Annotated in this window: 22 protein-coding genes; 2 read left to right on the top strand and 20 right to left on the bottom strand. The window is 36.9% G+C overall.

The features are described from left to right. Positions 1–36: 36 nt before the first annotated feature. The 12 genes from ACNTMY_RS03630 to ACNTMY_RS03575 all read right to left on the bottom strand — a co-directional run bounded on the left by ACNTMY_RS03630 (position 37) and on the right by ACNTMY_RS03575 (position 14,612). Positions 37–1,956 (bottom strand): ABC-F family ATP-binding cassette domain-containing protein, encoded by a 1,920-nt coding sequence (locus tag ACNTMY_RS03630; RefSeq protein WP_423216680.1) that lies wholly within the window; start codon positions 1,954–1,956, stop codon positions 37–39. 89 nt (positions 1,957–2,045) lie between these two features. After that, positions 2,046–2,759, bottom strand: coding sequence for a matrixin family metalloprotease (locus tag ACNTMY_RS03625; RefSeq protein ID WP_423216679.1), 714 nt, complete (start codon positions 2,757–2,759; stop codon positions 2,046–2,048). A 120-nt stretch (positions 2,760–2,879) separates the two neighbouring features. Continuing rightward, positions 2,880–4,541: a ribonuclease J gene (locus ACNTMY_RS03620; protein WP_423216678.1), complete on the bottom strand. Its 1,662-nt coding sequence runs from the start codon at positions 4,539–4,541 to the stop codon at positions 2,880–2,882. A gap of 203 nt (positions 4,542–4,744) precedes the next feature. Then, positions 4,745–5,503 carry an ABC transporter ATP-binding protein gene (locus ACNTMY_RS03615; RefSeq protein WP_423216677.1) on the bottom strand — a complete coding sequence of 253 codons (759 nt, stop codon included), beginning with the start codon at positions 5,501–5,503 and terminating at the stop codon, positions 4,745–4,747. Continuing rightward, the gene (locus ACNTMY_RS03610; protein WP_423216676.1) at positions 5,500–6,369 is read right to left on the bottom strand and encodes an ABC transporter permease; all 870 of its coding nucleotides are present in this window, start codon (positions 6,367–6,369) and stop codon (positions 5,500–5,502) included. Before ACNTMY_RS03610 ends, ACNTMY_RS03615 begins: the two co-directional genes overlap by 4 nt. A gap of 18 nt (positions 6,370–6,387) precedes the next feature. After that, entirely contained in the window at positions 6,388–7,389 is a 1,002-nt protein-coding gene (trpX, locus tag ACNTMY_RS03605) for a tryptophan ABC transporter substrate-binding protein (protein WP_423216675.1), read from the bottom strand. Positions 7,390–7,706: 317 nt separating this feature from the next. After that, on the bottom strand, positions 7,707–9,332 hold the full coding sequence (locus tag ACNTMY_RS03600; protein WP_423216674.1) for a peptidase M20: 1,626 nt from the start codon (positions 9,330–9,332) through the stop codon (positions 7,707–7,709). After that, complete coding sequence (locus tag ACNTMY_RS03595) at positions 9,322–10,287, bottom strand: NAD(P)-dependent oxidoreductase (RefSeq protein ID WP_423216673.1); 966 nt, start codon at positions 10,285–10,287, stop codon at positions 9,322–9,324. Before ACNTMY_RS03595 ends, ACNTMY_RS03600 begins: the two co-directional genes overlap by 11 nt. Beyond that, positions 10,265–11,350 carry a histidinol-phosphate transaminase gene (gene hisC, locus ACNTMY_RS03590; protein ID WP_423216672.1) on the bottom strand — a complete coding sequence of 362 codons (1,086 nt, stop codon included), beginning with the start codon at positions 11,348–11,350 and terminating at the stop codon, positions 10,265–10,267. The genes ACNTMY_RS03595 and hisC overlap by 23 nt, the downstream gene beginning before the upstream one ends. Before the next feature lie 65 nt (positions 11,351–11,415). Beyond that, positions 11,416–12,252 (bottom strand): dimethylarginine dimethylaminohydrolase family protein, encoded by an 837-nt coding sequence (locus ACNTMY_RS03585; protein WP_423216671.1) that lies wholly within the window; start codon positions 12,250–12,252, stop codon positions 11,416–11,418. A gap of 12 nt (positions 12,253–12,264) precedes the next feature. Then, positions 12,265–13,818 (bottom strand): ABC transporter permease subunit, encoded by a 1,554-nt coding sequence (locus ACNTMY_RS03580; RefSeq protein ID WP_423216670.1) that lies wholly within the window; start codon positions 13,816–13,818, stop codon positions 12,265–12,267. Positions 13,819–13,838: 20 nt separating this feature from the next. Then, positions 13,839–14,612: an amino acid ABC transporter ATP-binding protein gene (locus ACNTMY_RS03575; protein WP_423216669.1), complete on the bottom strand. Its 774-nt coding sequence runs from the start codon at positions 14,610–14,612 to the stop codon at positions 13,839–13,841. Positions 14,613–14,794: 182 nt separating this feature from the next. On the opposite strand from ACNTMY_RS03575, the gene ACNTMY_RS03570 reads away from it, so the two are divergent. Beyond that, entirely contained in the window at positions 14,795–15,652 is an 858-nt protein-coding gene (locus ACNTMY_RS03570; protein WP_423216668.1) for a LysR family transcriptional regulator, read from the top strand. 145 nt (positions 15,653–15,797) lie between these two features. Next, the gene (locus tag ACNTMY_RS03565; protein ID WP_423216855.1) at positions 15,798–17,465 is read left to right on the top strand and encodes an Rqc2 family fibronectin-binding protein; all 1,668 of its coding nucleotides are present in this window, start codon (positions 15,798–15,800) and stop codon (positions 17,463–17,465) included. A gap of 25 nt (positions 17,466–17,490) precedes the next feature. Here the strand turns inward: ACNTMY_RS03565 and ACNTMY_RS03560 are convergent, their stop codons facing one another. From ACNTMY_RS03560 to ACNTMY_RS03525, 8 genes are all read right to left on the bottom strand, one after another. Beyond that, positions 17,491–18,897, bottom strand: coding sequence for an APC family permease (locus tag ACNTMY_RS03560; protein ID WP_423216667.1), 1,407 nt, complete (start codon positions 18,895–18,897; stop codon positions 17,491–17,493). A 215-nt stretch (positions 18,898–19,112) separates the two neighbouring features. Further along, on the bottom strand, positions 19,113–19,832 hold the full coding sequence (gene budA, locus ACNTMY_RS03555; RefSeq protein ID WP_021142045.1) for an acetolactate decarboxylase: 720 nt from the start codon (positions 19,830–19,832) through the stop codon (positions 19,113–19,115). A gap of 76 nt (positions 19,833–19,908) precedes the next feature. After that, positions 19,909–21,582, bottom strand: a complete 1,674-nt coding sequence (alsS, locus tag ACNTMY_RS03550) for an acetolactate synthase AlsS (RefSeq protein WP_423216666.1) — start codon at positions 21,580–21,582, stop codon at positions 19,909–19,911. A 255-nt stretch (positions 21,583–21,837) separates the two neighbouring features. After that, a complete protein-coding gene (locus tag ACNTMY_RS03545; protein WP_021142043.1) occupies positions 21,838–22,020 on the bottom strand; it encodes a hypothetical protein in 183 nt (60 codons plus the stop codon). After that, the gene (locus ACNTMY_RS03540) at positions 22,004–23,239 is read right to left on the bottom strand and encodes a tetratricopeptide repeat protein (RefSeq protein ID WP_423216665.1); all 1,236 of its coding nucleotides are present in this window, start codon (positions 23,237–23,239) and stop codon (positions 22,004–22,006) included. Before ACNTMY_RS03540 ends, ACNTMY_RS03545 begins: the two co-directional genes overlap by 17 nt. Beyond that, the gene (locus ACNTMY_RS03535; protein ID WP_423216664.1) at positions 23,229–24,416 is read right to left on the bottom strand and encodes an AI-2E family transporter; all 1,188 of its coding nucleotides are present in this window, start codon (positions 24,414–24,416) and stop codon (positions 23,229–23,231) included. The genes ACNTMY_RS03540 and ACNTMY_RS03535 overlap by 11 nt, the downstream gene beginning before the upstream one ends. Positions 24,417–24,452: 36 nt before the next feature. Beyond that, entirely contained in the window at positions 24,453–24,938 is a 486-nt protein-coding gene (locus tag ACNTMY_RS03530) for an NUDIX hydrolase (RefSeq protein WP_021142040.1), read from the bottom strand. Positions 24,939–25,232: 294 nt separating this feature from the next. Next, the gene (locus ACNTMY_RS03525) at positions 25,233–25,400 is read right to left on the bottom strand and encodes a hypothetical protein (RefSeq protein WP_423216663.1); all 168 of its coding nucleotides are present in this window, start codon (positions 25,398–25,400) and stop codon (positions 25,233–25,235) included. Between the last annotated feature and the right edge of the window lie 39 nt (positions 25,401–25,439).

The following is a 25,439-nucleotide window of genomic DNA, read 5'->3' as shown; positions in this document are numbered from 1 at the left end:
AAAAAATCCCGACATTTCTGTCGAAATTCTTCTATCTTATCCCTCAATCTTTTCGCTGAGTTCTTCCCATTCTAACATGAGATTTTCTTGTTGTTCAGTTAGTTCATCGAGTTCTTTTTGCAAATCAATCAACTCACTTGCTTCATTTGTAGCAAGCATAGCTTGGTTGATTTCTTCTTCACGCGCTTCAATTTCTTCTAATTGATTTTCAATTTCAGTGATTCGGCGTGTGAGTTTGCGAAGTTCTTTTTGATTTGCTTTTTGCGCTTGATAATCATTAGCTGGCGCTTTTTCAACGACAACTGTTGCTTTTTCTTGTGCTTCTTCAGCTTTCAAGCGAGCTAGTTCTTCCAGCTCTGCTTTTTTCTCAAGGTAATAATCATAATCACCAAGGTAAAGTGTTGAGCCTTCTTCAGAGATTTCAAGCACTTTTGTTGCTACACGGTTAATGAAATAACGGTCGTGGCTGACAAATAGAAGCGTGCCATCAAAATCAATCAAAGCATCTTCCAGAACTTCCTTACTGTCGATATCCAAGTGGTTGGTTGGTTCGTCAAGGATAAGGAAATTGTTGTTTTGCATTGACAATTTTGCTAAAAGCAGACGAGCTCGTTCGCCACCTGAAAGCATGCTGACAGATTTTTTAACGTCATCACCTGAGAATAAGAAAGCACCCAGACGATTTCTGATTTCAACTTCTGGTGTTGTTGAAAAATCATTCCAAAGTTCATCAAGTACAGTATTGGTACGAGTCAAGTTTGATTGCGTTTGGTCATAGTACCCCACTTCGACGTTGGCACCATAAGTTGATGTCCCTTTGATAAATGGAATCTGACCGACGATTGATTTAATCAAAGTTGATTTTCCGATACCGTTTGGTCCAACAATGGCAATGGCATCAAATTTCTTAACATCAATGTTGATTGGTTCAGATAAGATTTGGTCGTCATAGCCAATAGCAGCATCTGCCACTGTCAAAACAACGTTACCTGATACTTTGTCCGCATGGAAGGTCATATTAGCAGATTTTTGACCAGCTGACGGTTTATCCAAGCGTTCCATTTTTTCCAATTGTTTGCGGCGAGCTTGCGCACGTTTTGTTGTTGAAGCACGAACAAGGTTACGTTGCACAAAATCTTCCAGCTTAGCAATTTCTTTAGCTTGTTTTTCGTAATTTTTGGCTTCGAGCGCTAATTTCTCTGCTTTCAAATCCATGAATTTTGAGTAATTACCAACATAACGGTCAAGCGAATGTTTTGTCAAGTCAAGAGTAATCGTTGCCACTTTATCTAGGAAGTAGCGGTCGTGACTGACGATAATCAATGCGCCTTGGTAGTTGACCAAATAATTTTCAAGCCAAGCAATCGTTTCAATATCCAAGTGGTTGGTTGGTTCGTCAAGTACCAAAAGTTCAGGTTTTTCAAGCAGCATTTTGGCAAGTGCCAAGCGTGTGTTTTGACCACCAGACAACTCAGAGATCTTCATTTGCCACATCGATTCATCAAACTTGAATCCATTTAAAATCGCTTTGATTTCTGCTTCGTAGGTAAAACCACCTTTAACACGAAATTCTTCTGACAAGCGGTCGTAGTCTGACATCAATTTATCAAAAGCATCACCAGATAGCTCAGCCATTTGCATTTCCATCTTACGAAGACGTGATTCCATGCTGCGCACATCATCAAAAACATGGAGCATTTCATCAAAAATCGTATTTTCAGACTCAAAGCGACTATCTTGTGCCAAATATGACAAGCTCAAATCACGTTTTGTGTTAATTTCACCTGATGTTGGTGCTTCTTCCCCAACTAAAATTTTTAATAACGTTGATTTACCAGCACCGTTTCGCCCAACAAGCGCAATACGGTCCTTTTCATCAACTTGAATATTAATATTATCAAATAATACATCGCCCGAAAAAGAGCGTTCAATTTTGTTTCCTTGTAAAATAATCATAGTTATATTTTAACAAATACTTACTCGTTAAACTAGGAGAATGTCAAAAAATCTGCCAAATTCAGCAGATTTTTCAAAATTTATTTTCACTAAGGGGCATAAATCTCATTCACTTTCTCGATATCAACACTTTGGATGCCATAGTAAGAGCCTGATGACTGCATAACTGATTCTTCGTCATCGTCGTGATCTAATCCAATCGCATGCCCAAGTTCATGCTCGGCAGTGTAGACGATACGGTTGTGTGTGTAGCCATAATCATTTTCAAGCAAATAATACGTGTTCAACTTCACATCGACATGAGTGATTTGATTTGTCAAAGCATTAGTCTCAGTTTCAGCCAGCCCTGCTGCTTTCGAGCTGGCATCAGAGTATTCCGTCGCAACAATATCAGCAGAGCTTTCATCATCAACTAACGTAAACGTAAAGGCACCGGTCGCATTCCAAGCATTAATAGCTTCTTCATAAGCAGAAACCAAGGTCTCGTCTGTTGTTTCAATATAAACATTTGCTGAATTGCTTGACCAGCGAGCACCAGAATAATGCGTAAAGTCATCCGTTGACAATTCTTTTAAATTAGAAGCAATATCGTCTTTATTGTCTGCAAAATAAGTCGTTACACTGTTTGCAATATTTGAAATAGAATTTGCTAACTGCGAGCTACTGTTATTAGCATAATAAAGCAGACCAAAACAAACAATAGCAAACAAGACGATGGTCTTGATAATTGCCCAGAAAAAACTCCAAATAATATTAATAATAAGACTTGGAATAAAGAAGATAATCTTAAATAATGTTCTCATACATAGCCTTTCTTTATCGGGTTTTTAGATAAACAAATTACCCTGGGCTTTAGTATAACAAGCAAAGCTTAAAAAAACAAGAAAAAAGAGGATTGAGCACTGCTCACCCTCTCTTTATTTTTATCTTACTTCCATGACGACTGGTAAAATCGCTGGGCGACGTTTTGTTTGGTCAAATAAGAACTTAGCGACTTCATCGCGAACAGCTCCTTTTAATTCACCCCAGTCAAAGTTTTCTTGTTCAAGATAATTTTCAACAGTTTGGTTAACCAATTCAGCTGACTCACGAAGAATATCACGACTCTTCTTAACATAGACAAATCCACGTGTGTGAATCTTCGCTTTAGAAACGATTTTCTTCTCACGTTTATTAACAGTCAAAGCAACGATGAAAATACCATCTTCTGACAAGACTTTACGGTCACGAAGAACGATGTTACCAACATCACCGATAGCATTACCATCAATCATGACATCTCCAGCTGGCACGCTACCTTCGTGGTTAAAGCCATTTTTACCAAGAACCATGACATCACCACGTTTAACGATGTAGATATTTTCAGGATACATACCAACTTCTTCTGCCAATTCAGCGTGAGCAGCTAAATTACGGTACTCACCTTGAACTGGGAAGAGGTATTTCGGTTGAAGAAGGTTAAGCATCAATTGCAAGTCACGCGCATTGGCATGACCAGACACGTTAAGGCTCTGTGAAATAAGGTGAACAATCCCACCTGCTTTGTAAATCAAGTTTTCAACGCGTGCAACAGCAGCTTCTTTTGAAAGGCTTGGTGTTGTAACGATGTATACCAAATCACCGTCTTTAATTTGAACGTAACGGTGACGACCAAGAGCCATCTTATGCAAACCATTGATTGGTTCACCCATACGACCAGCTTCAAGAATAATCAATTCGTGGTCTTCGTATTTGTGCATATCTTTTGGCTTGATGATAAGTTTTTCATCTACCAAACGAAGACGTTTCATACGAATCGCTGTGCGAACAATGTTTTCAGCATCAAAACCTGTAAGAACCACACGGCGACCATATTCTGCAGCTGAATCAAAAACTTGTTGGATACGAACAAGGTTTGAAGCAACGGCAGCGATGATAACACGGCCTTCAGCGTCAGCGATTGCGCTATCCATTTCAGCCGCAACTTCTGCTTCACTAGCTGTCATCACATGGCTAGTTGCGTTAGCTGAATCAGAAAGAAGAGCAAGCACTCCTTCACGACCAATTTCTGTCAAGCGTGCCAAATCAGTGCGGTAATATTTACGTGCAGCTTGGTCAAATTTGAAGTCACCTGTGTAAACAATGTTTCCTTCGTCTGTCCCTACAACAATCCCTAAACTTTCTGGAACTGAGTGAGTAGTTTTAAAGAATGAAATAGTTGCATCCGCAAATTCAATCTCTGTTTCAGCATCAATAACGTGGAAATTATTGAATTTTTTAACATTAGTGTTCTTTTTAACAAAAAGTTTTGCTAATTCAATTGTAAGTGGTGAACCAAAGACTGGCGCTTTGAATTCAGACAAGATGTATGGAAGAGCTCCGATAGCATCCGCGTGCCCGTGTGTTAGGAAAATCCCTTGAACACGTTTTTTATTTTCAATCAAGTAATCAAGGTTTGGAATAACTTCATCCACACCAAGTTGCTCGTTTTCAGGATATCTTAACCCGGCATCCAAAACGAAAATCGAGTCATTAACTTCTACCACATAGAGGTTCTTAGCATTTTCACGAACCCCACCTAGGGCAATAATTTTAATATCGCTCATGTCGATGTTTTCTCCTTATTTTAATTTTTTATACGTGCAAATTACTTTGCTTATGAAATCTTACTAACGGTCCTTGCCTCCAAAAAAGGTTAGCAAGTCGAATTACAGCAACTTCATTGTAACATATTTTCAGAAGATTTTCTTCTTTTGAATTTGGAAATGTTATTAAGAGCGCAAAAAAAAACGCCCTAAGGCATTTTTTCTTATTCAAACAATTGATAGTAATCAGCAATTGCCATTTGGGCTTTTTCGTCTTGGTTAAGGTCTTTGATAATTTTGCCGTCTTTCATAACAATCAAACGGTTGCCGTACTTGAGCGCATCTTCCATGTGATGTGTAATCATGAGCGCTGTTAGCTCATCACCAGATACAAATTCGTCTGTCAGATTCATCAAAGATACACTTGTTTTTGGGTCAAGCGCAGCTGTGTGTTCATCAAGCAGTAACAATTCTGGTCGTTTTAAGGTTGCCATTAAAAGGCTAAGCGCTTGACGTTGCCCACCTGATAAAAGCCCCGTCGGTGTGTCCAAATGTTTTTCAAGACCATTTCCAGTTCGTGCGACCAATGTTTTAAACTCATCAGTAAAATGATGAATTTTTCGAGGCAAAAGTCCACGTTTTTCACCACGATATTTAGCAATGAGAAGATTTTCAGCCACAGTCATACGTGGTGCTGTTCCCATTTTCGGATCTTGGAAAACACGCGCAAGATAATTGGCACGTTTTTCAGCTGGTAGATTTGTCACATCTTTACCCAAAATATAAATTTTTCCGCTAGTTAACATCAACGTTCCAGCAATCACATTAAAGAGTGTTGATTTACCAGCACCATTTCCACCTAAAATGGTTAAGAAATCATGTTCATAAATGGTCAAATTCACATCATCAAGGATTGTTTTGACCTCATCAAGACCATTGTTGACTTGAACTGTTGCATTTTTTAATTCTACAATTTTTTTCATCGTGATAAGGTCACTCCTTTAAAGAATTTATTTTTAAGAACTGGAACCATTAAACAAATTGCTAGGACAATCGCACTAAACAATTTAAGATAATTCGTATTAAATCCAAGTGCAATAACACCTGTAATTAAAAATTGGTACAAGATTGAACCAACCACAATCGCAATCAAACGTTCAAGTAGTGTCAAGCCTGTTGAGTAGAGCACTTCTCCGATGATAATACTTGCAAGCCCAATAACGATAACACCGATTCCTTTTGAAACATCCGCATAGCCATCTTGTTGACTAACAAGTGCACCTGACAAAGCAATCAAACCATTTGAAACAACAAGCCCCATAACTTCCATGCGGTCAGTGTTGATACCAAAACTTTTTGCCATATCACGGTTATCACCCGTTGCGATATAAGCTTGACCTAGTCGAGTATACAAGAAGAAAATCAATGCAGAAATCACGATAACAACTGCTAACAAACCAATCACCAAAAGATTCGTGCTATCTGAAAATGGCAGCAATGCTTGCAGCGGTTTGATATCAAGTAAACCAAGGTTAGCACGCTTCATAACCATAAGCATAACTGAGTTACATGACGTCATCACCAAAATTCCTGCTAGAAGCGTTGGAATTTTTCCTTTCGTATAAAGCAACCCAGTAACAAGACCAGCCACACATCCTGCAAGCATTCCTGCTAGAGTCGCTAAAAGCGGATGTAAACCATTGTTCATCAAGGTAACAGCTACTGCGCCACCAAGCGGAAATGACCCTTCTGTTGTCATATCTGGAAAATTAAGGATTCGGAATGTGAGGTAAATTCCCAATCCAAGAATTCCCCACAAAAGTCCTTGTGAAACTGACGAAATAATCATATTTTTTCTCTTCCTCTCTTAATTTTCATCTTCTTTGACTGCTACTGTTGCTTTTGACAACATGCTGTCAGGAACCGTAATGCCAAGCTCTTTTGCTTCTTTCAAATTAAGCGTTGGTGTACCAGTATTAACAATTTTTACAGGAACATCAGACACTTTTTTACCTGCAAGTAATTTAACTGCAACCTTAGCTGTTTCTACCCCCAAATCGTATTGACTTTGTGCAACTGAGGCGATACTTCCTTGTTCAACCATCGTATCAACACATGAATAAACTGGAATCTTAGCGGCATTTGCTGAATTGACAACTGTCGTAAATGCTGAAGCAATCGTGTTATCTTGCGGCACGAAAACCGCATCAACCTTGCTAGTCATTACTGACATTGTCGTTTTGATTTCATTTGTTGATGGAACAGCGTATTTAACGACGTTGATACCTGCTGCTTCAGCGTATTTTTTGAATTCAGCAACTTGCGAAACAGAGTTATCCTCGCTGCTAGCATATAAGACACCAATTGTTTTGGCATTTGGTGTAATTTCTTGAATCATTTCAACCGTTTGTTCAATTGGAACTTGGTTTGAAACACCAGTGACATTTGCTTCTGGGTGTTTAAGATTTTTCACCAATTTTGCACCAACTGGGTCTGAAATTGCGCCCATCACAACTGGAGTATCACTCGTAGCTGATGCCAAACCTTGAGCTGCTGGTGTAGCAATTCCAATAAGAACATCATTTTTGGCGTTAACCAGTTGTTTACTCATGGTTTGAATTTTACTTTGGTCAGCTTCTGCATTGAGAACCGTAATTTTAGCGTTACTCTTATCATAACCAGCATCGGCTAAACCATCTTCGATTCCCTTTTCAATCTCATCAAGCGCATCGTGAGTAACATACTGCAAAATACCAATTTTAACCACATCATTTTTACTTGAATCATTTTTGGTTTGGTCATAAATCATTGAACCAACTACCAAAATTACAAGACCAATAAGTGTTCCAATAAGTGCTTTATTTTTCATCTTTTATCTCCGTTGACTAATATCTACTTTTATTTACTTTCAACCTGTGAGTCAACTAAAAAGAAAAGCGTGTAGTAAGTTTTTACTACACGCTTTTGATATCTTGTAACTAAGATTAGCGCATAGATACTTTTTAGAAGTACTCCAAAAGTCGTATCTATGCAACTACATAAACACAACTTCTACATACGCCAACTTTGCCAACTTGTAAGAATTTGTGTCATGTTCATCCTAGTCTTCCTCCTGTGTTTTTTTATAATTATAACCTAAAATCAAAAAATATCAAGCACTTTTCAAAATTTTCACATTTTTTCTTGTTACATTATGAGATGGTCAATAAAACTTCTAATAACATTCGGAAGAGTATGATAAGAATAAGGTTTATAGACTCTTTCCTTCCATGTGTGGGCACCAATACCGTAGACTCCTAAATCGACAGCAGGAATATTGAGGCTTCTAATTGTCTCAACTGGCAAAGGATAAATAGCATCCATCAAAGGAAAATTAGCCTTCAACTTGTCAATATCTTCAAAACTTTCTCGCATGGCAAGATAACTTGAATCACTTAAAAACGGGAAAAAACGTCGTTTCACGAATTGTTCTTGAGGAAATTCCGCCATCATTTCTTCAAGAGCTCGGTCGACATCACTACCTAAATCAATGTAATTGTGAGGGCAAAATGGTGGTGCTAAAAAGATAATCACCTTTGCTCCATCCAACTGTGTCTTAGCTTCAAGAAAATCAATTAAATCAAAACCAACTTCTCTTTTATCATAGTCTCCAATATTTTCGAAAAACTCTCTAATCAAGACTTTGCTATCATACCCTTTTTGCTCTAAGACACCGAGATACTGTGAAAATGTCATCACATCAATATCATGTGAGATACTGCTGTGAATGCGACTTCTTTTACTGTAGACTTTAAATCGTTTGCGATAGGTCATCGATAACTCTTGAACCGCTTCTTTGCTTGCCTCAAGTAAAAATTGTAAGACCTCATCTGCACTCTTTTCATAAAGAAAAGTATTGAAGTAAAGATTGGCACGCTTGTTAGTTTGTACATTATAGAAATCTTTACAATCACGTTGAAGCAAAGCTGAACTCGGTAAAATTTCTTCATTATCAATTGTTTCAACTAAATCAAGGTTAGTGTTGATTTTGAGATTAATGGCACTTGATATTAAGGTTGCATCAATCCCCATCAAGCAACTACCGACATGTGTTTCTCTGCCTTTAATATAAAAACATGTCAGCATTTTTCCAGCAGCGCCTGTGTAGAGATATTTCTTCTCATCACCGTCATATGAAGGCGAAATAAAATCTGTATTAATGGCTACTTGAAAATCAAATCCCTGTTTTGAAAGACGTAAAAGTTCACTAGAAGCTTGGATAGCACCGGTATGGTCATTTTCCTCAACACAATTTGTCATTAAAAGTAAATTGCAAGGAAGCTCATCTAGATGTTCCATGTAGTAAAAAAGTATCGCAATATTGACTGCATCACCTGATTTCATATCAAGCATTCCGCGACCAAACAACCAATCACCAGATTTAGCATGCTTTTGAATAATTGGATCATCATCATAATTTTTAAAGAACTCTTGCAGCGCGTCTGAATCATTAGCGATGTTTTTTATAGGACCATAATCTTCAATCCCAACGGTATCCATGTGAGAATGCAAGATTACCGTCTTTGATGTTCCAATTTTTTTAAGCAGTGCAAAATTATTTTTACGCTTTAAGGAATCATCTGCTAAAACTTGTTGCCAAACATATTCAGGATGAGTTTTAAAATATGGCGCTGACTGCACCAATTCATAGATGGCATCTGCCAATTCTTCCTCACCTTTTGTACCATTAACTGAAAAAATCGATACCAAATATTTAGCAATGGCTTCTATACGCTCAGGCAAACTATATTCCTCGATAGCTTCAAATTTCATGATGATACTCCTTCAAAATTGCAACTGCATTTTTAACCGTTTGAACTTGCAAAGTATTCAGACTTTCTTGACTATAAAAGGCAGAATGAGGTGTCAATATGACATTATCTCGCCCAACAAACGGATTTCCAACTAGGTCTGGATTTTCGCTCTCTAAGACATCAAGACCAGCACCAATTACTTTGCCTTCATCTAGCGCTTCTATCAATGCTGCTTCATCAACAAGACTTCCACGCGCCACATTGATAAAAATGACTGGTTTTTTCAACTTTTTAAAGAAATCACGATTAAAGAAGTGCTCATTAGCTGAATTTGCAAATAAATGTAGACTAATCACATCCGCCTCTGCCTGAATAGTTTCGACCGAGACCAAATTGACACCAAGCTGTTCTGCCACTTCCTCAGAAATAAAGGGATCATGAGCTATCACTGACATTCCAAAACTTTTTGCGCGCTTTGCTACTGCTTGCCCAATTCGACCAAGTCCAAAAATAGCTAAGGTTTGAGAGGAAAGTCGTTTCACCTCACCAACCTTTTGATAGTTCCAAAATCCTGCTTCTATGAATTTGCGATGTATAAAGAGTTTTTGATTTAAAGTAAGCAAGAGAGCTATCGCATGGTTGGCTACATCCTCTGTCGAATAAGCCCCCAAACTTCGAACAGCAATGCCTAGTTTTTGAGCATAGTTGGTATCAATGGTATTTGTCCCCGTCGCATTAACTGCAATTCCCTTCAAATCAGGAAATTTTCCTAAAATATCTTCTTTAAGTGGAAGAAAGGCTGTCAAAAGTACATCCACCCCAGACATTCTTTCGATAAATTCATCTTCATTGATATAAGGATAAACAGCAATTTCACTATCAGCAGGTAAAAGTTCCTTTAAAAGGTTAACTTCGATACTCAAATCACGCTCCGCCAAAACATTTGGATAATCAGAAATTAACACTTTTATCATGATCTTTCTCCTTTAAAATAGCATCTACCTCACTAACTAGACGGTGCATTTCTTTCTTGGTACCAATGGTGATACGAATAAAATCTTTGACTTCTTCTGTCTCATAGTGACGAACTAAGATATGGCGCTCACGCAATTTTTCATATAATTCTTCCCCAGAAATAAAGCGTGACGACGCATAGACAAAGTTTGTCTTACTATTTAAAACTTTAAAACCTAAAATACGAAGAGCTGATGTCAAAAAATCACGATTGTCGATAATTTCCTTAACATGTCTTTCAAAATGAAATTCATCTTCTAAACTTGCTATTGCCACTTCTTCTTGTAGCAAACTCACGTTGAATGGATTAACCGCCATTTTTAAATCTTCCATATCTTTGATGAGTTCTTTACAAGCAACAGCGTAACCAATTCGACCACCGGCTAATTGACGAGATTTTGAAAAAGTACGAACAACAATAACATTCGAAAATTCTTCGACTAGCTTGATAGCCGTTTGTGAAGCACCGCCAAAATCAATATAAGCCTCATCAACAATGACTAGTCGTTCTGGGTGCGAAGCAACCAATTTTTTGATAGCAGACAAAGGTTTTAAAAAACCTGTTGGCGCATCTGGATTAACAACTAAAACAGCATGCGCAAGATCTTCATAATCTGATAAATCAACACGTAAATCTTTTGTTAAAGGCACCTCTAATACTTCATATCCAAACGTATCCGCATATCCTTTATAAAACGGGTAAGTGATTTTTGGAAAAGCGATTTTGTCCCCACGATCAAAAAATGTCCGAAAAATTAAATCCAAAACATCATCTGCCCCTGTTCCAACAATGATGTTTGCTTGGTCAAGTGAATGTAGCTGTGCTAATTTTTGACGTAATTTATGTTGACATGGATCGTTATAATAATTTAAGTTTTGAGCATTCTTCAAAACCTCTAAAACACGAGGACTAGGCTCTTGTGAACTTTCATTGGCATTTAATTTAAGATAATCATCTCCAAGTTGTTCACCAGGTTCATAAGCGACAATAGTTTCAAATGATTTAGCTAAAAATGTTGACATAACAAACTTTCTAAATTGTTTTTTACGTGGCAATCCACATCTACAAATAATTCATAAGCAACTGTTTAATAACGTTCAAGTGGGAAAGTCATGCAATGCACGCCACCGCCTGCCTTCAATAACTCTGTAATATCGACCTCAATAACTTCCATACCTTCACTACGAAGAGCTTCATTGATAAAGGTATTTTGTTTTAAACTCATCACACGATTATCTCCCAAAGCTTCAACGTTATATCCATGTTTAAAAATCATGTCTTGCGTTCCAGAAATAATCTTAATGCCTTTTTCCTTAACCAAGGTAATAAAATCATCTGGTAATCCAGCTTCATAAGCAATAGCAAGTTTCGGAGCTACTAAGTTAAAGCACATATCCAAATGCAAATAATCTGGATCTGCTTTAACAGCGTAGACCTTGTAACCAAACGGTTCGAGCTGCTTACGAATTTCATCAACACCCGTGAGATTAGTGCGGTCAAGCACACCAATCGCTAACGTTTTTTCATCAATAAAAGCAAAATCACCCCCTTCAAAGTAACCGTCAGTTACTTCGGCAATTTTTGGAATGCCAAGCCCTGACATGATGTCTTCATAATGTCGACGTTCAGCAAAGCGAATTTCTTTTTTAAATCGTCCTAAAATATAACCTTCCTTGACATCACCTCCAAAATCTCTTGCAAAAACTGCATTCGGCATTTTCTTATTTGAAGTGACTTCAACCACTTCAACGCCGTTATCTTGATAAGCCTTAACCAGTGCTTCATATTCTTGCATCATTTTTTCGTGATCTAATGGCTCTGTGTACTGCTCAGAAATCACATTAATCGGCGCAGCACTGACTAAAAAATCTGGTCGGCACATTAACACTTTTCGTAAACGACTGCTTCCATCTACTACTGTCATAAGATTCTCCTTTTAATTTTCTTCGGTATTCTTTTGGGCAAGATTACTATAAGTTTTCATCCAATTGTCAAAAGTTCCATTCTTTTTATCTTGTTCGATCAGGTCATCGACATAAACTTTCAACGATTGATTGCCTTGTGTCAAAGCCATAGCAGTTTCAGTTGTCCCAGGTAATTCAATATCAGCATATGTTAATTCACTGTTACTTGCGATGTATTGCTCTGCCACTGTATCATCAGCAACAACCGCATCAACTTTTCCTTGTAATAAATTTAAGAAAGCATCTGGCAGACTGGTTAGAGCAACAATTTGTTTTGGTTTGATACTATCTTTTACCACATCAGCTTGCGTAGTGGATTTTTGAACAGCAATTGATGTCGGAGCTAAAGATTTTATCGATGAATACTGACTAGCTGACTCTTTACGAACAATAACTTTATTAGTTTGTTTAACGTAGTTTTTGGTGAAATCAACTGACTTTTCACGTTCCTTTGTCTTAGTCATCCCTGCAATAGCTATATCAGCATTACCTGATGTAATTGTTCCTAAGATTGAATCAAAGTTCATATTCTTAACAACCAATTTAACTTGTAGCTTATCTGCTAATTGTTTGGCAAAGGCTAAGTCAACCCCAACTGCCTTTTTATGACCTGTACTCAAATCATAAAATTCATATGGCGCATAACCAATATTCGTCGCAACCACTAACTGACCTGATTCTTGAATCTTCTCAATACCACTTACTGACTGAGCAGCTCTGCCTTGATTCAAGGCAAATAAACCAATAATGATTGTTATAACAGCTGTTGTTATTGTCAGTTGCTTCCAACTAGATTTAATTTTTTGTAAATACTGAGTTGTCTTTTCACCAAAACTCAGAGGTTCTTCTGTACTACGGTTCATTTTCTTTTCGTAATGGGCAACGATACGTGTTGTTGAAAAGGTAAAGACAAGATACACAATACCAACTGCAATAACGGCTTGAAATGGTTTGTAAGAAATACCTTGAATCGTACTTGCTGTAAACATCAAATCAGCCACTCCAATAACAGACGCTTGTGAACTTGATTTGATGTTATTAGCAAATTCATTACCCAACGTTGGTAATATATTTTTAAAAGCTTGTGGAATAATCACATAACGATAGGTTTGAAATTTATTAAATCCAATACTTCGTGCTCCTTCAAACTGTCCCGAATCAACAGCCTGAATTCCTGAGCGATATATCTCAGCAACAAAAACCGATTCACCTACCGTTAGGCCTGTTAGCGCCGCAATCAACCGATCTAAATCAACCCCAAATAAAGTCCCTTTGGGAATATTAAGCCCTAGCTCAGGCAAGCCATAAAAGAAGAGTGACAAAATGACTAGCATTGGCAAACCACGAATCACTTCAATATAAAGTTTTGTCAAACCACTAACCAAAAGATTGTCACTCATCCGAGCTGCTGTGACAACACCACCTAAAACCAAAGCTGAAATCATCGAAACCACTGATAAAAAGACCGTCATCAAGGCACCATCTAAAATAAAGCTACCATAACTTCCCAGAAACCCACCAAACATAAAACTCTCCTACACCTAACTTACAAAATTTGTTTCAAAAAACTTGCTACACGTTGATTGGGATATGAACTATTAACTTCTTCTGGCAACATATCCGCAATCAACTCGCCATTTTCAAGAAAAACTATCCGATCTGCCACTTCTTTAGCAAAGCCAATTTCATGCGTCACAATAATCATTGTCGTCCCACTTTTAGCGATAGCCTTCATGACTTGTAAAACTTCACCAACCATTTCTGGATCAAGTGCCGATGTTGGTTCATCAAATAAAATAATATCAGGCTCCATAGCCAAAGCTCTCGCAATTGCCACACGCTGTTTCTGCCCACCAGATAAATTTTCGGGATAAGCATCTTTCTTATCAAGCAAACCAACTGCCATTAACAACCGACAAACGACCTCATTTAACTCTTCGCTACTTTTTCGGTGTAATTTTTCTGGGCCAATACTAATGTTTCTTGCAATGGTCATGTTATTAAAAAGATTGAAATGCTGGAAAACCATGTTGACACGTTCCCGAAGTAAATTATCATTCATGTTCATATCGTAAATATTTTTGCCCATTACAGCTATTTTCCCCCCATTAATTTCTTCTAATTTATTAATCGTTCGAATCAAAGTTGATTTTCCACTACCAGATGGACCTATTAAAACCACTACTTCACCCTTTTTAACAGAAAGATTGACATTTTTTAAAACTTCTTGTTTCCCATAACTTTTTTGAATTCCTTTCATTTCAATCATATACTTTGCCGTTAAATCAAAACCCGCCAACTCCTCTTCCAAAACAACCATACTTCGGACCTCTTTCTCAATTGATGTCAATATTTTATAATTTTCAGAATTTTATTTCAATGGTTTATGTGAGGTTTTCTTACACATCGCTAATATTTCATGCATTTTAGGCTATTTTTTTGAAAATATAACCTCCTTAGCGAAGATTGAATATAACTTTTGTTTATGATAAAATCTAAAATATGAAACATAGTTATAAATTATCTATTTTTGACTTTAAATTAATCAAAGATATCTACGAAACTCAAAGCTTTTCTGAAGCTGCTAAACTGAACAACATCAGTCAACCAGCAGTTTCTAAGCGGATAAAAGAAATCAATAACAATCTATGTAAGGTTTTCTTACGTAAAAATAAAAAAATCTCCCTTACAACAAAGGGAAAAGCCATTTACCAATTTGCTAATCAAACTTTACTTTCTTACAACACTCTTCTTGATGATTTAGAGTCAAACTTTGACGAAACCATTATTCTTGGTTCTGACACTTCCTACCTCAAAACTTACCTTTCCACCATCCAGAATAATCTGCCAAAAAATCGCAAACTAAACGTCCAATCTTACAGTAATTCTCATCAGATTTTCCAAGCACTTTTAGATGGACAGATTGATCTTGGCATCATGTCAGGTAGTTACACTCAAAAAGGCGTCCTTAAAATTCCACTTCGCGCTGATAAACTGATGATTATCGGGCATAAAAATCTTATTAATGCCTTTGATAAAGGGGAGAAAACACTCTTTTTACTCTATCACATGACAAGTAGTTATCATAATTTCTTGAGGGAATTCATCAAGATTAATCAGCTACCTACACAACATCACATCTCAATCGATAACCTTTCACTGATTGAACATGAAGTTCTCAAAGGTACAGGTATTACCATCGTAAGCCAAGACATCGCCGAAAGACTACTTGCCAATGAGGCTATCGTTACAAGCTCAAGAAAATTCAAAGATATTTTCGTCAATACCTACGCTATCGTCAAAATGGAAAATAAGCATTACCAAGAAATTATTCCTATTATCCAAAAACTAAAAAAATAACATCAACAACTTTCCCGTTTTACAAACACCAGTTTTCACAGTGAATATGGTATAATAAAAGAATTGAAATCACGAGATTAGAAAGGAGATGTCGCAAGTCTTATTTGCAGTTTCTCTGCTGATAAAACTTTTGACAACTTTAATCATGTCATTTGATGGTTTTTTTCTACATCATTTAACCAAAGAATTACAAGATGAGCTCCTCTACGGACGCATTCAAAAGGTCAATCAACCCTTTGAGCACGAGCTTGTTTTAACTATTCGTAATAACCGTAAAAATTATAAACTACTACTTTCTGCTCACCCTGTTTTTGGGCGTGTGCAAATTACCAAAACAGATTTTCAAAATCCACAAACACCAAATACATTTACCATGATTATGCGTAAATACCTGCAAGGTGCTGTCATTGAAAGTCTGGAACAAATCGACAACGATCGTATTTTAGAAATTGCCTTTTCAAATAAAAACGAAATCGGTGATAATATCAAAGTCACTTTGGTCGTTGAAATCATGGGCAAACACAGTAACATTATCTTGATTGATAAAGCTGAAAGCAAGATTATCGAGTCTATCAAGCATATCGGTTTCTCACAAAATAGCTACCGAACAATTCTGCCTGGCTCAACTTACATCGCTCCGCCAAAAACAGATGCCAAAAATCCATTTACGGTTTCAGATGAAAAATTATTTGAAATCTTACAAACTGAGGATTTAGCACCTCGTCACCTTCAAAAACTTTTCCAAGGTTTAGGGCATGATACAGCTGAAAATTTAACTGCGCAGCTTAGCAATGATAAAATCAAACAGTTCCGTGCTTTCTTTGCTAGAGAAGTTCAGCCAAGTATGACTGATAAATCATTTTCTGCTGTGCTATTTGACAACAGCAATAAAGAAAAGACATTTGATAGTCTTTCAGAATTGCTAGATGTTTTCTATCAAGACAAAGCCGAGCGCGATCGTGTTAACCAACAATCAAGTGATTTGATTCACCGCGTTCAAACAGAGCTTGACAAAAATATCAAAAAACTCAAAAAACAAGAAAAAGAACTCCAAGCGACTGAAAACGCCGAAGAATTCCGCCAAAAAGGTGAACTTTTAACCACTTATCTCTCAATGGTGCCAAACAACCAAGACCAAGTGGAGCTTGACAACTATTACACTAACGAAAAAATCACCATTGCTCTTGATAAAAGTTTGACGCCTAACCAAAATGCGCAGCGTTATTTCAAAAAATACCAAAAGCTTAAAGAAGCTGTTAAGCACTTAACTGGTCTAATCGAAGAAACTAAGCATACGATTACTTACCTTGAAAGTGTCGAAACATCTTTGAGTCATGCTTCTATCTCAGACATTGCTGATATCCGTGAAGAATTGGTTGAGACAGGATTTGTCAAACGTCGTACAAAAGATAAACGTCACAAACGTAAAAAACCAGAACAATATCTTGCTTCAGATGGTAAGACAATCATCATGGTTGGGCGAAATAATCTTCAAAACGATGAGTTGACCTTCAAAATGGCTAAAAAAGGTGAGCTTTGGTTCCACGCCAAAGACATTCCTGGTAGTCACGTTCTTATCAAAGACAACCTCAACCCAAGCGATGAAGTCAAGACTGACGCCGCAGAACTTGCCGCTTATTATTCTAAAGCTCGTCTATCAAATCTCATCCAAGTTGATATGATTGAAGCTAAAAAACTCAACAAGCCAACTGGAGCCAAACCTGGTTTTGTCACTTACACCGGTCAAAAAACGCTTCGCGTTACACCGACTGAAGAAAAAATCAATAGTATGCGCATCGAAAATAAAAAGTGATTCGTTTAAACGAATCACTTTTTTATTATTTTTCTTCGGTTTCTTTTCCCAACTGAGAATGTCTGTAACCAAAACCAAAGTAAATTAAACTTCCAATAACGAATGAAACAATAAAGCTAATCCATGTTTCAACTTTACATTGTGTCATCAATGACAAGCAAACGATAATTGATAGAATTGGAAGAACCGGCACCAAAGGTGTTTTGAATTCTCCTTCTTTTGGCTCACCAAAGTCTTTACGAAGTTTTAAAACACCGAAAGCAAGCAAGATAAGGTAAGCAAGTGTCACAATATTAACCAACAAAGCAAGAATTTCCAAAGGGAAAATTCCCGCGAAGAGCATTGTCACAATTCCAACAAAAATTGTCGCTTTTTTAGGCACCTTACTTTTAGATGTCAATTCTTGGAATTGTTTTGGCAATAGACCATCACAGCTAATGTTGTAAATCACGCGAGATAGTGCAAACATCATTGAGATACATACAGTCACCAATGTGAAAATAACCACAACAGAGACAATATTACCAACCAAAGGGAATCCAATACTGCGAAGTACAAAAGGAACAACGTCTGCAGTATTCAACTTAGAATAGTGAACTGTCCCTGTTAGAACCAATGTCACTAAAATGTACAATAAAGTTGTCAAACCAATTGATGCGAAAATACCTTGAGGGATTTTTCTTTGTGGCTCTTTTGTTTCATCAGCTGCCATTGAAATTGATTCAAACCCAAGAAAGGCAAAGAACATCAATGAAGCTCCTGCTACAATACCAACTTTTCCGCCATAAATTTGACCAAAGCCGTATGGTGCAAAATCACTCCAATTATTAGTGTTGATAGCTGTTAAACCAAGGGCGATGAAGATTATTAGCACAGCTAATTTAAAAATAACCAATATTGAATTAAAGCGCAATACTGTCTGCACTCCCATGACAACCAGCACCGTTACAAAAAACAACAAAATAACTGGAACAATATCAATATAAGTTCCCTTTGCTGGGTTAAATGGACCACTCAATGCTGTTGGCAGATTGACACCAAAAGTTCTTAAAAAAGCTTTTAAGTATTCACCCCAACCTGAGGCAGCCGATGAAATAGCTCCTGCGAACTCAATCATCATAAACCAACCAGCAATCCAAGCCGGATACTCACCAAAAACAGTATACAAATAGCGATAAACGCCACCTGAATGAGGCAATCTTGAAGCAAATTCAGCAAAGAACAATGCTGACATAGTTACACAAATAGCAGCAATAATAATCGAGATGGTAATGGAAGGCCCTGCATATTGCGAAGCACCCACTCCTGTTATGGTAAAAATACCAGTCCCGACCATCGAACCTACCCCTAAAAAGATAAGTTCAGCAAGCCCCAGACGTCGTTGTAAATGACTTGTTTTTTGCGCCATTGGGGTCTTTCGAAAAATATCCATACATTCTCCTGTAAATTTAATAAAATTGTGGAATTAGTTCATTTTCAAATATTTTCAAAATTGATAAAAAATTCACACACAACAAATTATAGTTTATGATAAAATCGCATAAAAATCAACTTTATATTGGATTTTATCTTATAAAAAAACACATTGCTAAAATAAGGCTGACCCTTATTTAGTAATGTGCTTTTTCTTATGCTTGACTAGACGATTTACTCGCTTTTATTGATGTCTTCTTTTAGCTCATCCATATTGAATTTTGCAAAAAGGTATTTGCGGTCTTGAACTGGGAAACGTTGATCTAGTTGGTCAACAGGTCCTACTTCAACAACACCTTCTGAAATGACAAAATCCATCACATGACCACCAAAAGTTAAATCATCTGAAATAAAGTGCAAATGATACCCTGCAACACTTACACCATGGAACATCTGAGGCGTCCAAATACCGACAATGGTACCAGTCACGTTTTCACGAGTGTATTCTGGTTGACGTGTCGCTACTTCTGCAAATTTTGTATTTGGTGCAGATTTTGGAATCATGCGAACATGCATTTTAGAAAAAGTCCCTTTAATTTTAATCGAACGGAACAAGTTTACCCCATCATAATATGACTCGATGCGTTTTTTCAATTCAACATCATCCATTTCATAACGTTGTTTGAAAATAACTTCTGCTTGATGAGGAACAACTGCAGCATAAGGAACTTTGACATCATCAGAAACCTCAACAATTTCAGGTTTTCCGTTTGAACCGATAGCTTGATAGGCTTTACCGTCTAGAATAATCAACTCTCCATCAATAGAATCAAGTGTTCCAATTCCCAAATCACCGTGCTCTAAAAGTTCACCGATTGTTAATGTACCACCATAAAGACCAGCCATAAGGGCACTCAAGGTATTGTATTGGAAAAGTTTAATTGTTTCTGACATATTCTCCTTCACTTTCGTCATTTAAAATTAAATAATACTAATCTATTTTATTGCCAAATTCTCTAAAATGCAAGGCTTAATAAAATTCATCAGGTAAAATTGTTTCACCAAGTTTGATGTTATCTTTGTAATCAATTGGAATATCAATCAAGACTGGACCATTTTCAGCTTCAGCGATAGCTTTTTTAAGTGTCGCTTCAAATGAATCTTTGCTATCAACTCGGTAACCTTTAGCACCGAAACTTTCAGCATATTTTACAAAATCAACTGGTCCGAAGTCAACACCGGCTGAACGACCATATTTCATCTCTTCTTGGAATTCAACCATGTTGTATTTTCCATCGTTCCAGATAATGTGCACGATTGGCAAATTAAGGCGCACAGCTGTTTCTAATTCTTGTGCTGAGAATAAGAATCCACCGTCACCAGAGACAGAAATGACTTTTGTATTTGGACGTACAAGCGCAGCTGAGATTGCCCATGGAAGAGCCACACCAAGAGTTTGCATACCATTTGAGAATAGCAAATGACGTGCTTCGTATGATTTGAAGTAACGTGCCATCCAAATGTAGTGACTACCAACGTCAACTGTAACAGTCATATCGTCTGTAGTGTTTTCTTGCAAGACTTCAATGACATCAAGAGGGTGAACAAGACCTTCTTTAGAGTTTCGGTCAAATTTCACATCCTCAACAACGTTTTTTTTAAGATTTTGAAGATAATCTACTGAAGCTTCTGGCAATGTGTAGCCGTTAACAGCTGGCAACAACAAATCAATAGTATCAGAAATATCACCAATCAATTCGCGTTCTGGTTGGAAATAAGTGTCGATTTCTGCTTGAGCTACATCGATAACAATGATACGTGCTGAAATTTCAGCATTCCAGTTACGAGCTTCATACTCGATTGGGTCATAACCAATTGCGATAACTAGGTCAGCTTTTTTAAGAAGCATATCCCCTGGTTGATTACGGAAAAGACCAACACGACCAAAGAAAGTATCTTCTTCAAGTTCACGTGAAACGATACCAGCACCTTGGAATGTTTCAACAACTGGTAATTTTACTGCTTCTAACAATTTACGGATTGATTTTGTAACCGCACGTGTAGAAGCTCCGTTCCCCAAAAGCAAAACAGGCAACTTAGCATTGCGAATTGCTTGTGCGAGATAGTTAATATCATCAACAGACGCTGAACCAAGTTTAGGATCTGTCAATGGTTTGATTGCTTTAACTGATACAGGACTATCTGTCACATCTTGCGGAACTGAAACAAAACTTGCGCCGCGTTTGCCTGATTTAGCAGCACGGTAGGCATTTGCAATCGTTTCTGAAAGTGTATTTGGATCATGGACTTCAACTGCTAATTTTGTCACAGGTTCCATCATCGCAACGTTTTTCATTGATTGGTGAGAACGTTTCAACAAATCACAGCGTTTTACTTGCCCTGAAATAGCAAGGACTGGATCACCTTCATCAGTCGCTGTAACCAAACCTGTTGCCAAGTTTGATACACCAGGTCCACTGGTTGTGATCACAACACCAGGATTTCCTGTAATACGTCCAATACCTTGCGCCATAAAAGCAGCATTTTGTTCATGACGAGCAACGATTAATTTTGGCCCTTTGTCTTCAAGAGTATCAAAAACACGGTCAATTTTTGCCCCCGGAATACCAAATACGTACTCGATGTCATGGTTGATGAGACTGTCTACAACTAAGTCAGCCCCATATTGCTTTTGTTCTGTCATTTTATCTCCTATATTTAGATGACTAATCAAGAAAGGGTTTCCCTTCAAAATACATCACTTTTTAATAAGATTGGTGATAAAATTAGTCAAATCTAAATCACAAAATTTTATTTTTTCACAAATATGAATCAATTATACCATAGTTTTACGAAAAGTTTGTGAAATTTCGCTTGTGAAATTTTTATTTATCTTTAACCTCTGTTAATGAAAATATCTATGAAAATAACACGAAAAAACGCAGCGTTTTGCTACGTTTTATTTTTTCTTATCTTTTCTCGTTCTGATAAAATCATAGCTAGTCATCAAGACAAATCCGACAAACACAACAATGATATTGCGCATTGGATCACCACTTTGATCAAAGAATGATAATAAAACAAAAATGATAATAACTGTTATAAGATTACCAGCTAAAAGACTTTTAAAATTCATCTTCATCTATAAATTCCACCATATTAACATCATCTGGAACAAAACTTAAATAACGTTTAGCAACGTCTTTTGCACGGTCGATATAGCCAAATTCACGTAAAATATAAGCATAATCTTGTAAGAACTCAGGATTGTCTGCTAAATCTGTCGCTAAATCATCATAAATCTTAAGGGCTTTTTTATCAGCTTCAAGTGCTTGATAAGCCTTAGCAATATTCCATTTTGTAAGAACATTATCGATATTATCACGATTTAGTGCAATCACATCTTCGTAGCGCTCTTCTTCCAAATACAAGTTAGTCAAACGCATAAGTACATCTTCATCGTCTACAGCAACTTCTTTTGCTTTCACTAAATAGCTTTCAGCTTGTTTTGGATCATGTAATTCATATGAGAATTGTGACGCAGCAAGTAAAAGGTTAGTGTCAAATTCATTTTTTGCCAACCCTTTTTGAATCAAACGAAGAGCTTCTTCAGTTTTATTTTCTTCGTGAAGAGATTGAGCGTAGACATATTCATAACCTTCAAAGTCTGGATTCATTGTTTCCAACTGTTTGAAGTAAATATTTGCTTTTTGATACTCTTCTTGGTCATACAAGATTGTCGCTAATTCAAAGACAGTATTGTCATCGTACTCGATTTCTACAGCTTTTTCAAGGAACTCAATCGCAGCTTCAAATTTACCAAGGCTAGCGTAAGCTCGACCAATACGTTGGTAAGTTGAAATACCAGTTAATTCCAAAATCTCGCGATTATCTAACTTAGCATATTCCTTAATCGCTTGATTGTAATTACCAAGCTCAAGTTCAATTTCAGCAAGACCAAAGATAACCAATGGTTCATCACTGATTTCATTAGCCAACAAAAGTTTCTCACGCGCCACATCCGCAAGACCTTCCATTTCATAAATGTCTGCCATAACAAGAAGTGCTGACAAATAGGCATCACTATCAGGTGAAATCGCGTCAAGATACAAGAATGCCCCCTCAATGTCGCCGTCTTCTGTAGCAATTTGTGCAAGATTGACATTGACTTCTGGGTATTCTTCACGCTCTTGCAAGTAAATTTCTTTTGCCTGCGGTAAAAATCCAATGCTTTCAAGATATTCAGCCAATTCTAAGAGCGTTTCCGCATCATCTTCTTTTAAAGCACGTTTAAAGTACTTATTAGCATGCTCCAAATTTTGACTTTGAAGCGAAGCAACCATTTTTTCACTATTTAACATTCTCTATTTTTTCTTCTCCTTTTTCGACAATAAAATCTTCTTCGTATAAACCACTGACACCTTTGTACCAGTCAAAAATTTCTTTTACAACAACCTTGATAGACGCATAAATTGGAATTCCTAGGAAAACTCCCCAAATACCAAACATTGAACCAGATGTTAGCAAAATAAACATAATGGTGATTGGGTGAATGCTCAACTTGCTTCCCAAAACCAATGGTGCCACAAAACGTCCTTCGAAAGTTTGTTCAATCACAAAAGTGACTAAAACCTTAACAAGCATAATCGGTCCTTGAACAATCCCCATAATCACAATAGGAACCATGGCTAAAAAGCTACCAAGATACGGAATCATATTAAGAAACCCTGCAATAATACCAAAAGTTGCCGCATAACGCAAGCCTATAATATTAAAGAAGACCGTAAACATAATTCCAACAACGATAGCAACAGTTACTTGACCTTGAACATAACCTGCAAGTTGCTTGTTAATGTCACCAAGGATACGTGCTGACGGACGACGCATTTTTGTCGGTAAAGACCTAATCAAGCCCTCCTTCATCTTATGACTATCACGCAAGAAATAAAATAGAATAAATGGCGACATAATGATAGCAACAGTTACACGTGCTATAGCACTCGCAAAATTAGATGCCCAATCAAAAGCATTCTTAGAAATGCTTTCAGCGTAATCAACAGCTTTGTTGCTAATATTTGCAAGCATGTCCTGCAGCTCAGTCTGATAATTAGCAAGCCATGGGCTTCTCAAAAGCTTAGAACCTTCAACGTTAACACTTTTAACATAGGCAGGTAAATTTTCGATAAATGACTTAACTTGCCCTTCAATCATCGGGATAAAGCTTGCAACTGCCCAAATAATCAAAGCGATAATAATAGCAAAAATAATAAAAATTGAAGTCGTTCGACTAAAACCACGACGCTCGATGAAAGCAACCAATGGCTTAATCAGATAGTAAAGAATAGCTGATATAACCAAAGGAAGCATGATAATAGCAAGAAACGCCAAAAGTGGTTCAAATAAGAATGAAATCTTAGTAAACAAATAAAGTGTCAAAAAGGCAATAAACGTAACCAAAATAGCTACTGTTGCTTGACTATTTAATACCCATTTGAAAAACCAGGAATCTGTAAACTTTTTTTCTTTATGACTGTTCATAAAAAACCTCACTCACGTAAATCTATTTTCTAAGCGCTACTTATTGTCATAAAAAGTTACACTTTTATCAACTAAACGTTGCTGATCATCATAAGTAAATTTAGCTGAAAAGAATGGAACATCATCCAAAATCCACTTAAAGATTTCGTAATCACCTTCCCAAGTCGGTTTTGAAAGAACTTTATCATAAGGAACCCATTCCAATGTACCTTCACGTGATTCTTCGTCAGAAATCAATTCACCCTCAAAATCAGTCACCTTAAACACATAAGTGTACCAATCATGACCAGGTGTAAATTCTGGGAAAGTAATCACTCCCTTAAAGTCCATTTCTTTTACGATAAAATGAGTTTCTTCAAAAATTTCACGCTTTGCGCATTCATCAGGAGTCTCACCTGCTTCAAGCTTACCGCCAACTGAAATCCATTTTCCTTCATGAACATCATTTGGCTTTTTATTACGGTGCAAAAGCAAAAGTGCCTCACCATTATCAATATAACAAATCGTTGCTAACTTTGTCATCATTCTCTTCTTTCTCGTTTTCTTCTATTGTACCAGAAAAATAGCTATTATTCTGAATTTGACGTCAAGAAAAATTTAAGCAAGTTAAAAACGTCAGACCGAGTCATATAAAGTCCAAAAAACGCCTAGATTAACTCTAAGCGCTAGTAATAAGATAGGCGGGACCGCCGTATGTCGCCCGCATTTCTCGACCCACTAACAAAGTGGCGCGTTGGAGGCGGATACTTTTCAACCTCTATCTTTAATAACAGTATATCATATCTCTAAATCAAAAATCTTGAAACGGTAATTTAATTATCGTCGCTCACTTGCTCTTTTTATATAGCTCAAACGTCGTTCTTTTCTCAAAAACTCTTTAGCTTCCACTCTTTTATTGATACTTGCTGTTATTCTCTCAATAATCTCTGTTACAATCATCAACACTGATGTGATAACTAAACAAGCGATAATAAAATTGTTCATTTTACTTTCCTACAACTCCAAATATTTTACAAATTATTA

Origin of the sequence: Streptococcus equinus (assembly GCF_049393735.1) — a bacterium.
GTDB classification, from domain to species: Bacteria; Bacillota; Bacilli; order Lactobacillales; family Streptococcaceae; genus Streptococcus; species Streptococcus equinus_G.
The sequence above is the reverse complement of the archived record's forward strand: the minus strand, read 5'-3'. Positions and strand labels throughout refer to the sequence as shown.

Bases quoted from the DNA above. Each gene is read 5' to 3' on its own strand.
- ACNTMY_RS03630 (WP_423216680.1), bottom strand. From the start codon at position 1,956: ATGATTATTTTACAAGGAAACAAAATTGAACGCTCTTTTTCGGGCGAT.
- ACNTMY_RS03625 (WP_423216679.1), bottom strand. From the start codon at position 2,759: ATGAGAACATTATTTAAGATTATCTTCTTTATTCCAAGTCTTATTATT.
- ACNTMY_RS03620 (WP_423216678.1), bottom strand. From the start codon at position 4,541: ATGAGCGATATTAAAATTATTGCCCTAGGTGGGGTTCGTGAAAATGCT.
- ACNTMY_RS03615 (WP_423216677.1), bottom strand. From the start codon at position 5,503: ATGAAAAAAATTGTAGAATTAAAAAATGCAACAGTTCAAGTCAACAAT.
- ACNTMY_RS03610 (WP_423216676.1), bottom strand. From the start codon at position 6,369: ATGATTATTTCGTCAGTTTCACAAGGACTTTTGTGGGGAATTCTTGGA.
- trpX (WP_423216675.1), bottom strand. From the start codon at position 7,389: ATGAAAAATAAAGCACTTATTGGAACACTTATTGGTCTTGTAATTTTG.
- ACNTMY_RS03600 (WP_423216674.1), bottom strand. From the start codon at position 9,332: ATGAAATTTGAAGCTATCGAGGAATATAGTTTGCCTGAGCGTATAGAA.
- ACNTMY_RS03595 (WP_423216673.1), bottom strand. From the start codon at position 10,287: ATGATAAAAGTGTTAATTTCTGATTATCCAAATGTTTTGGCGGAGCGT.
- hisC (WP_423216672.1), bottom strand. From the start codon at position 11,350: ATGTCAACATTTTTAGCTAAATCATTTGAAACTATTGTCGCTTATGAA.
- ACNTMY_RS03585 (WP_423216671.1), bottom strand. From the start codon at position 12,252: ATGACAGTAGTAGATGGAAGCAGTCGTTTACGAAAAGTGTTAATGTGC.
- ACNTMY_RS03580 (WP_423216670.1), bottom strand. From the start codon at position 13,818: ATGTTTGGTGGGTTTCTGGGAAGTTATGGTAGCTTTATTTTAGATGGT.
- ACNTMY_RS03575 (WP_423216669.1), bottom strand. From the start codon at position 14,612: ATGGTTGTTTTGGAAGAGGAGTTGGCGGGTTTTGATTTAACGGCAAAG.
- ACNTMY_RS03570 (WP_423216668.1), top strand. From the start codon at position 14,795: ATGAAACATAGTTATAAATTATCTATTTTTGACTTTAAATTAATCAAA.
- ACNTMY_RS03565 (WP_423216855.1), top strand. From the start codon at position 15,798: ATGTCATTTGATGGTTTTTTTCTACATCATTTAACCAAAGAATTACAA.
- ACNTMY_RS03560 (WP_423216667.1), bottom strand. From the start codon at position 18,897: ATGGATATTTTTCGAAAGACCCCAATGGCGCAAAAAACAAGTCATTTA.
- budA (WP_021142045.1), bottom strand. From the start codon at position 19,832: ATGTCAGAAACAATTAAACTTTTCCAATACAATACCTTGAGTGCCCTT.
- alsS (WP_423216666.1), bottom strand. From the start codon at position 21,582: ATGACAGAACAAAAGCAATATGGGGCTGACTTAGTTGTAGACAGTCTC.
- ACNTMY_RS03545 (WP_021142043.1), bottom strand. From the start codon at position 22,020: ATGAAGATGAATTTTAAAAGTCTTTTAGCTGGTAATCTTATAACAGTT.
- ACNTMY_RS03540 (WP_423216665.1), bottom strand. From the start codon at position 23,239: ATGTTAAATAGTGAAAAAATGGTTGCTTCGCTTCAAAGTCAAAATTTG.
- ACNTMY_RS03535 (WP_423216664.1), bottom strand. From the start codon at position 24,416: ATGAACAGTCATAAAGAAAAAAAGTTTACAGATTCCTGGTTTTTCAAA.
- ACNTMY_RS03530 (WP_021142040.1), bottom strand. From the start codon at position 24,938: ATGACAAAGTTAGCAACGATTTGTTATATTGATAATGGTGAGGCACTT.
- ACNTMY_RS03525 (WP_423216663.1), bottom strand. From the start codon at position 25,400: ATGAACAATTTTATTATCGCTTGTTTAGTTATCACATCAGTGTTGATG.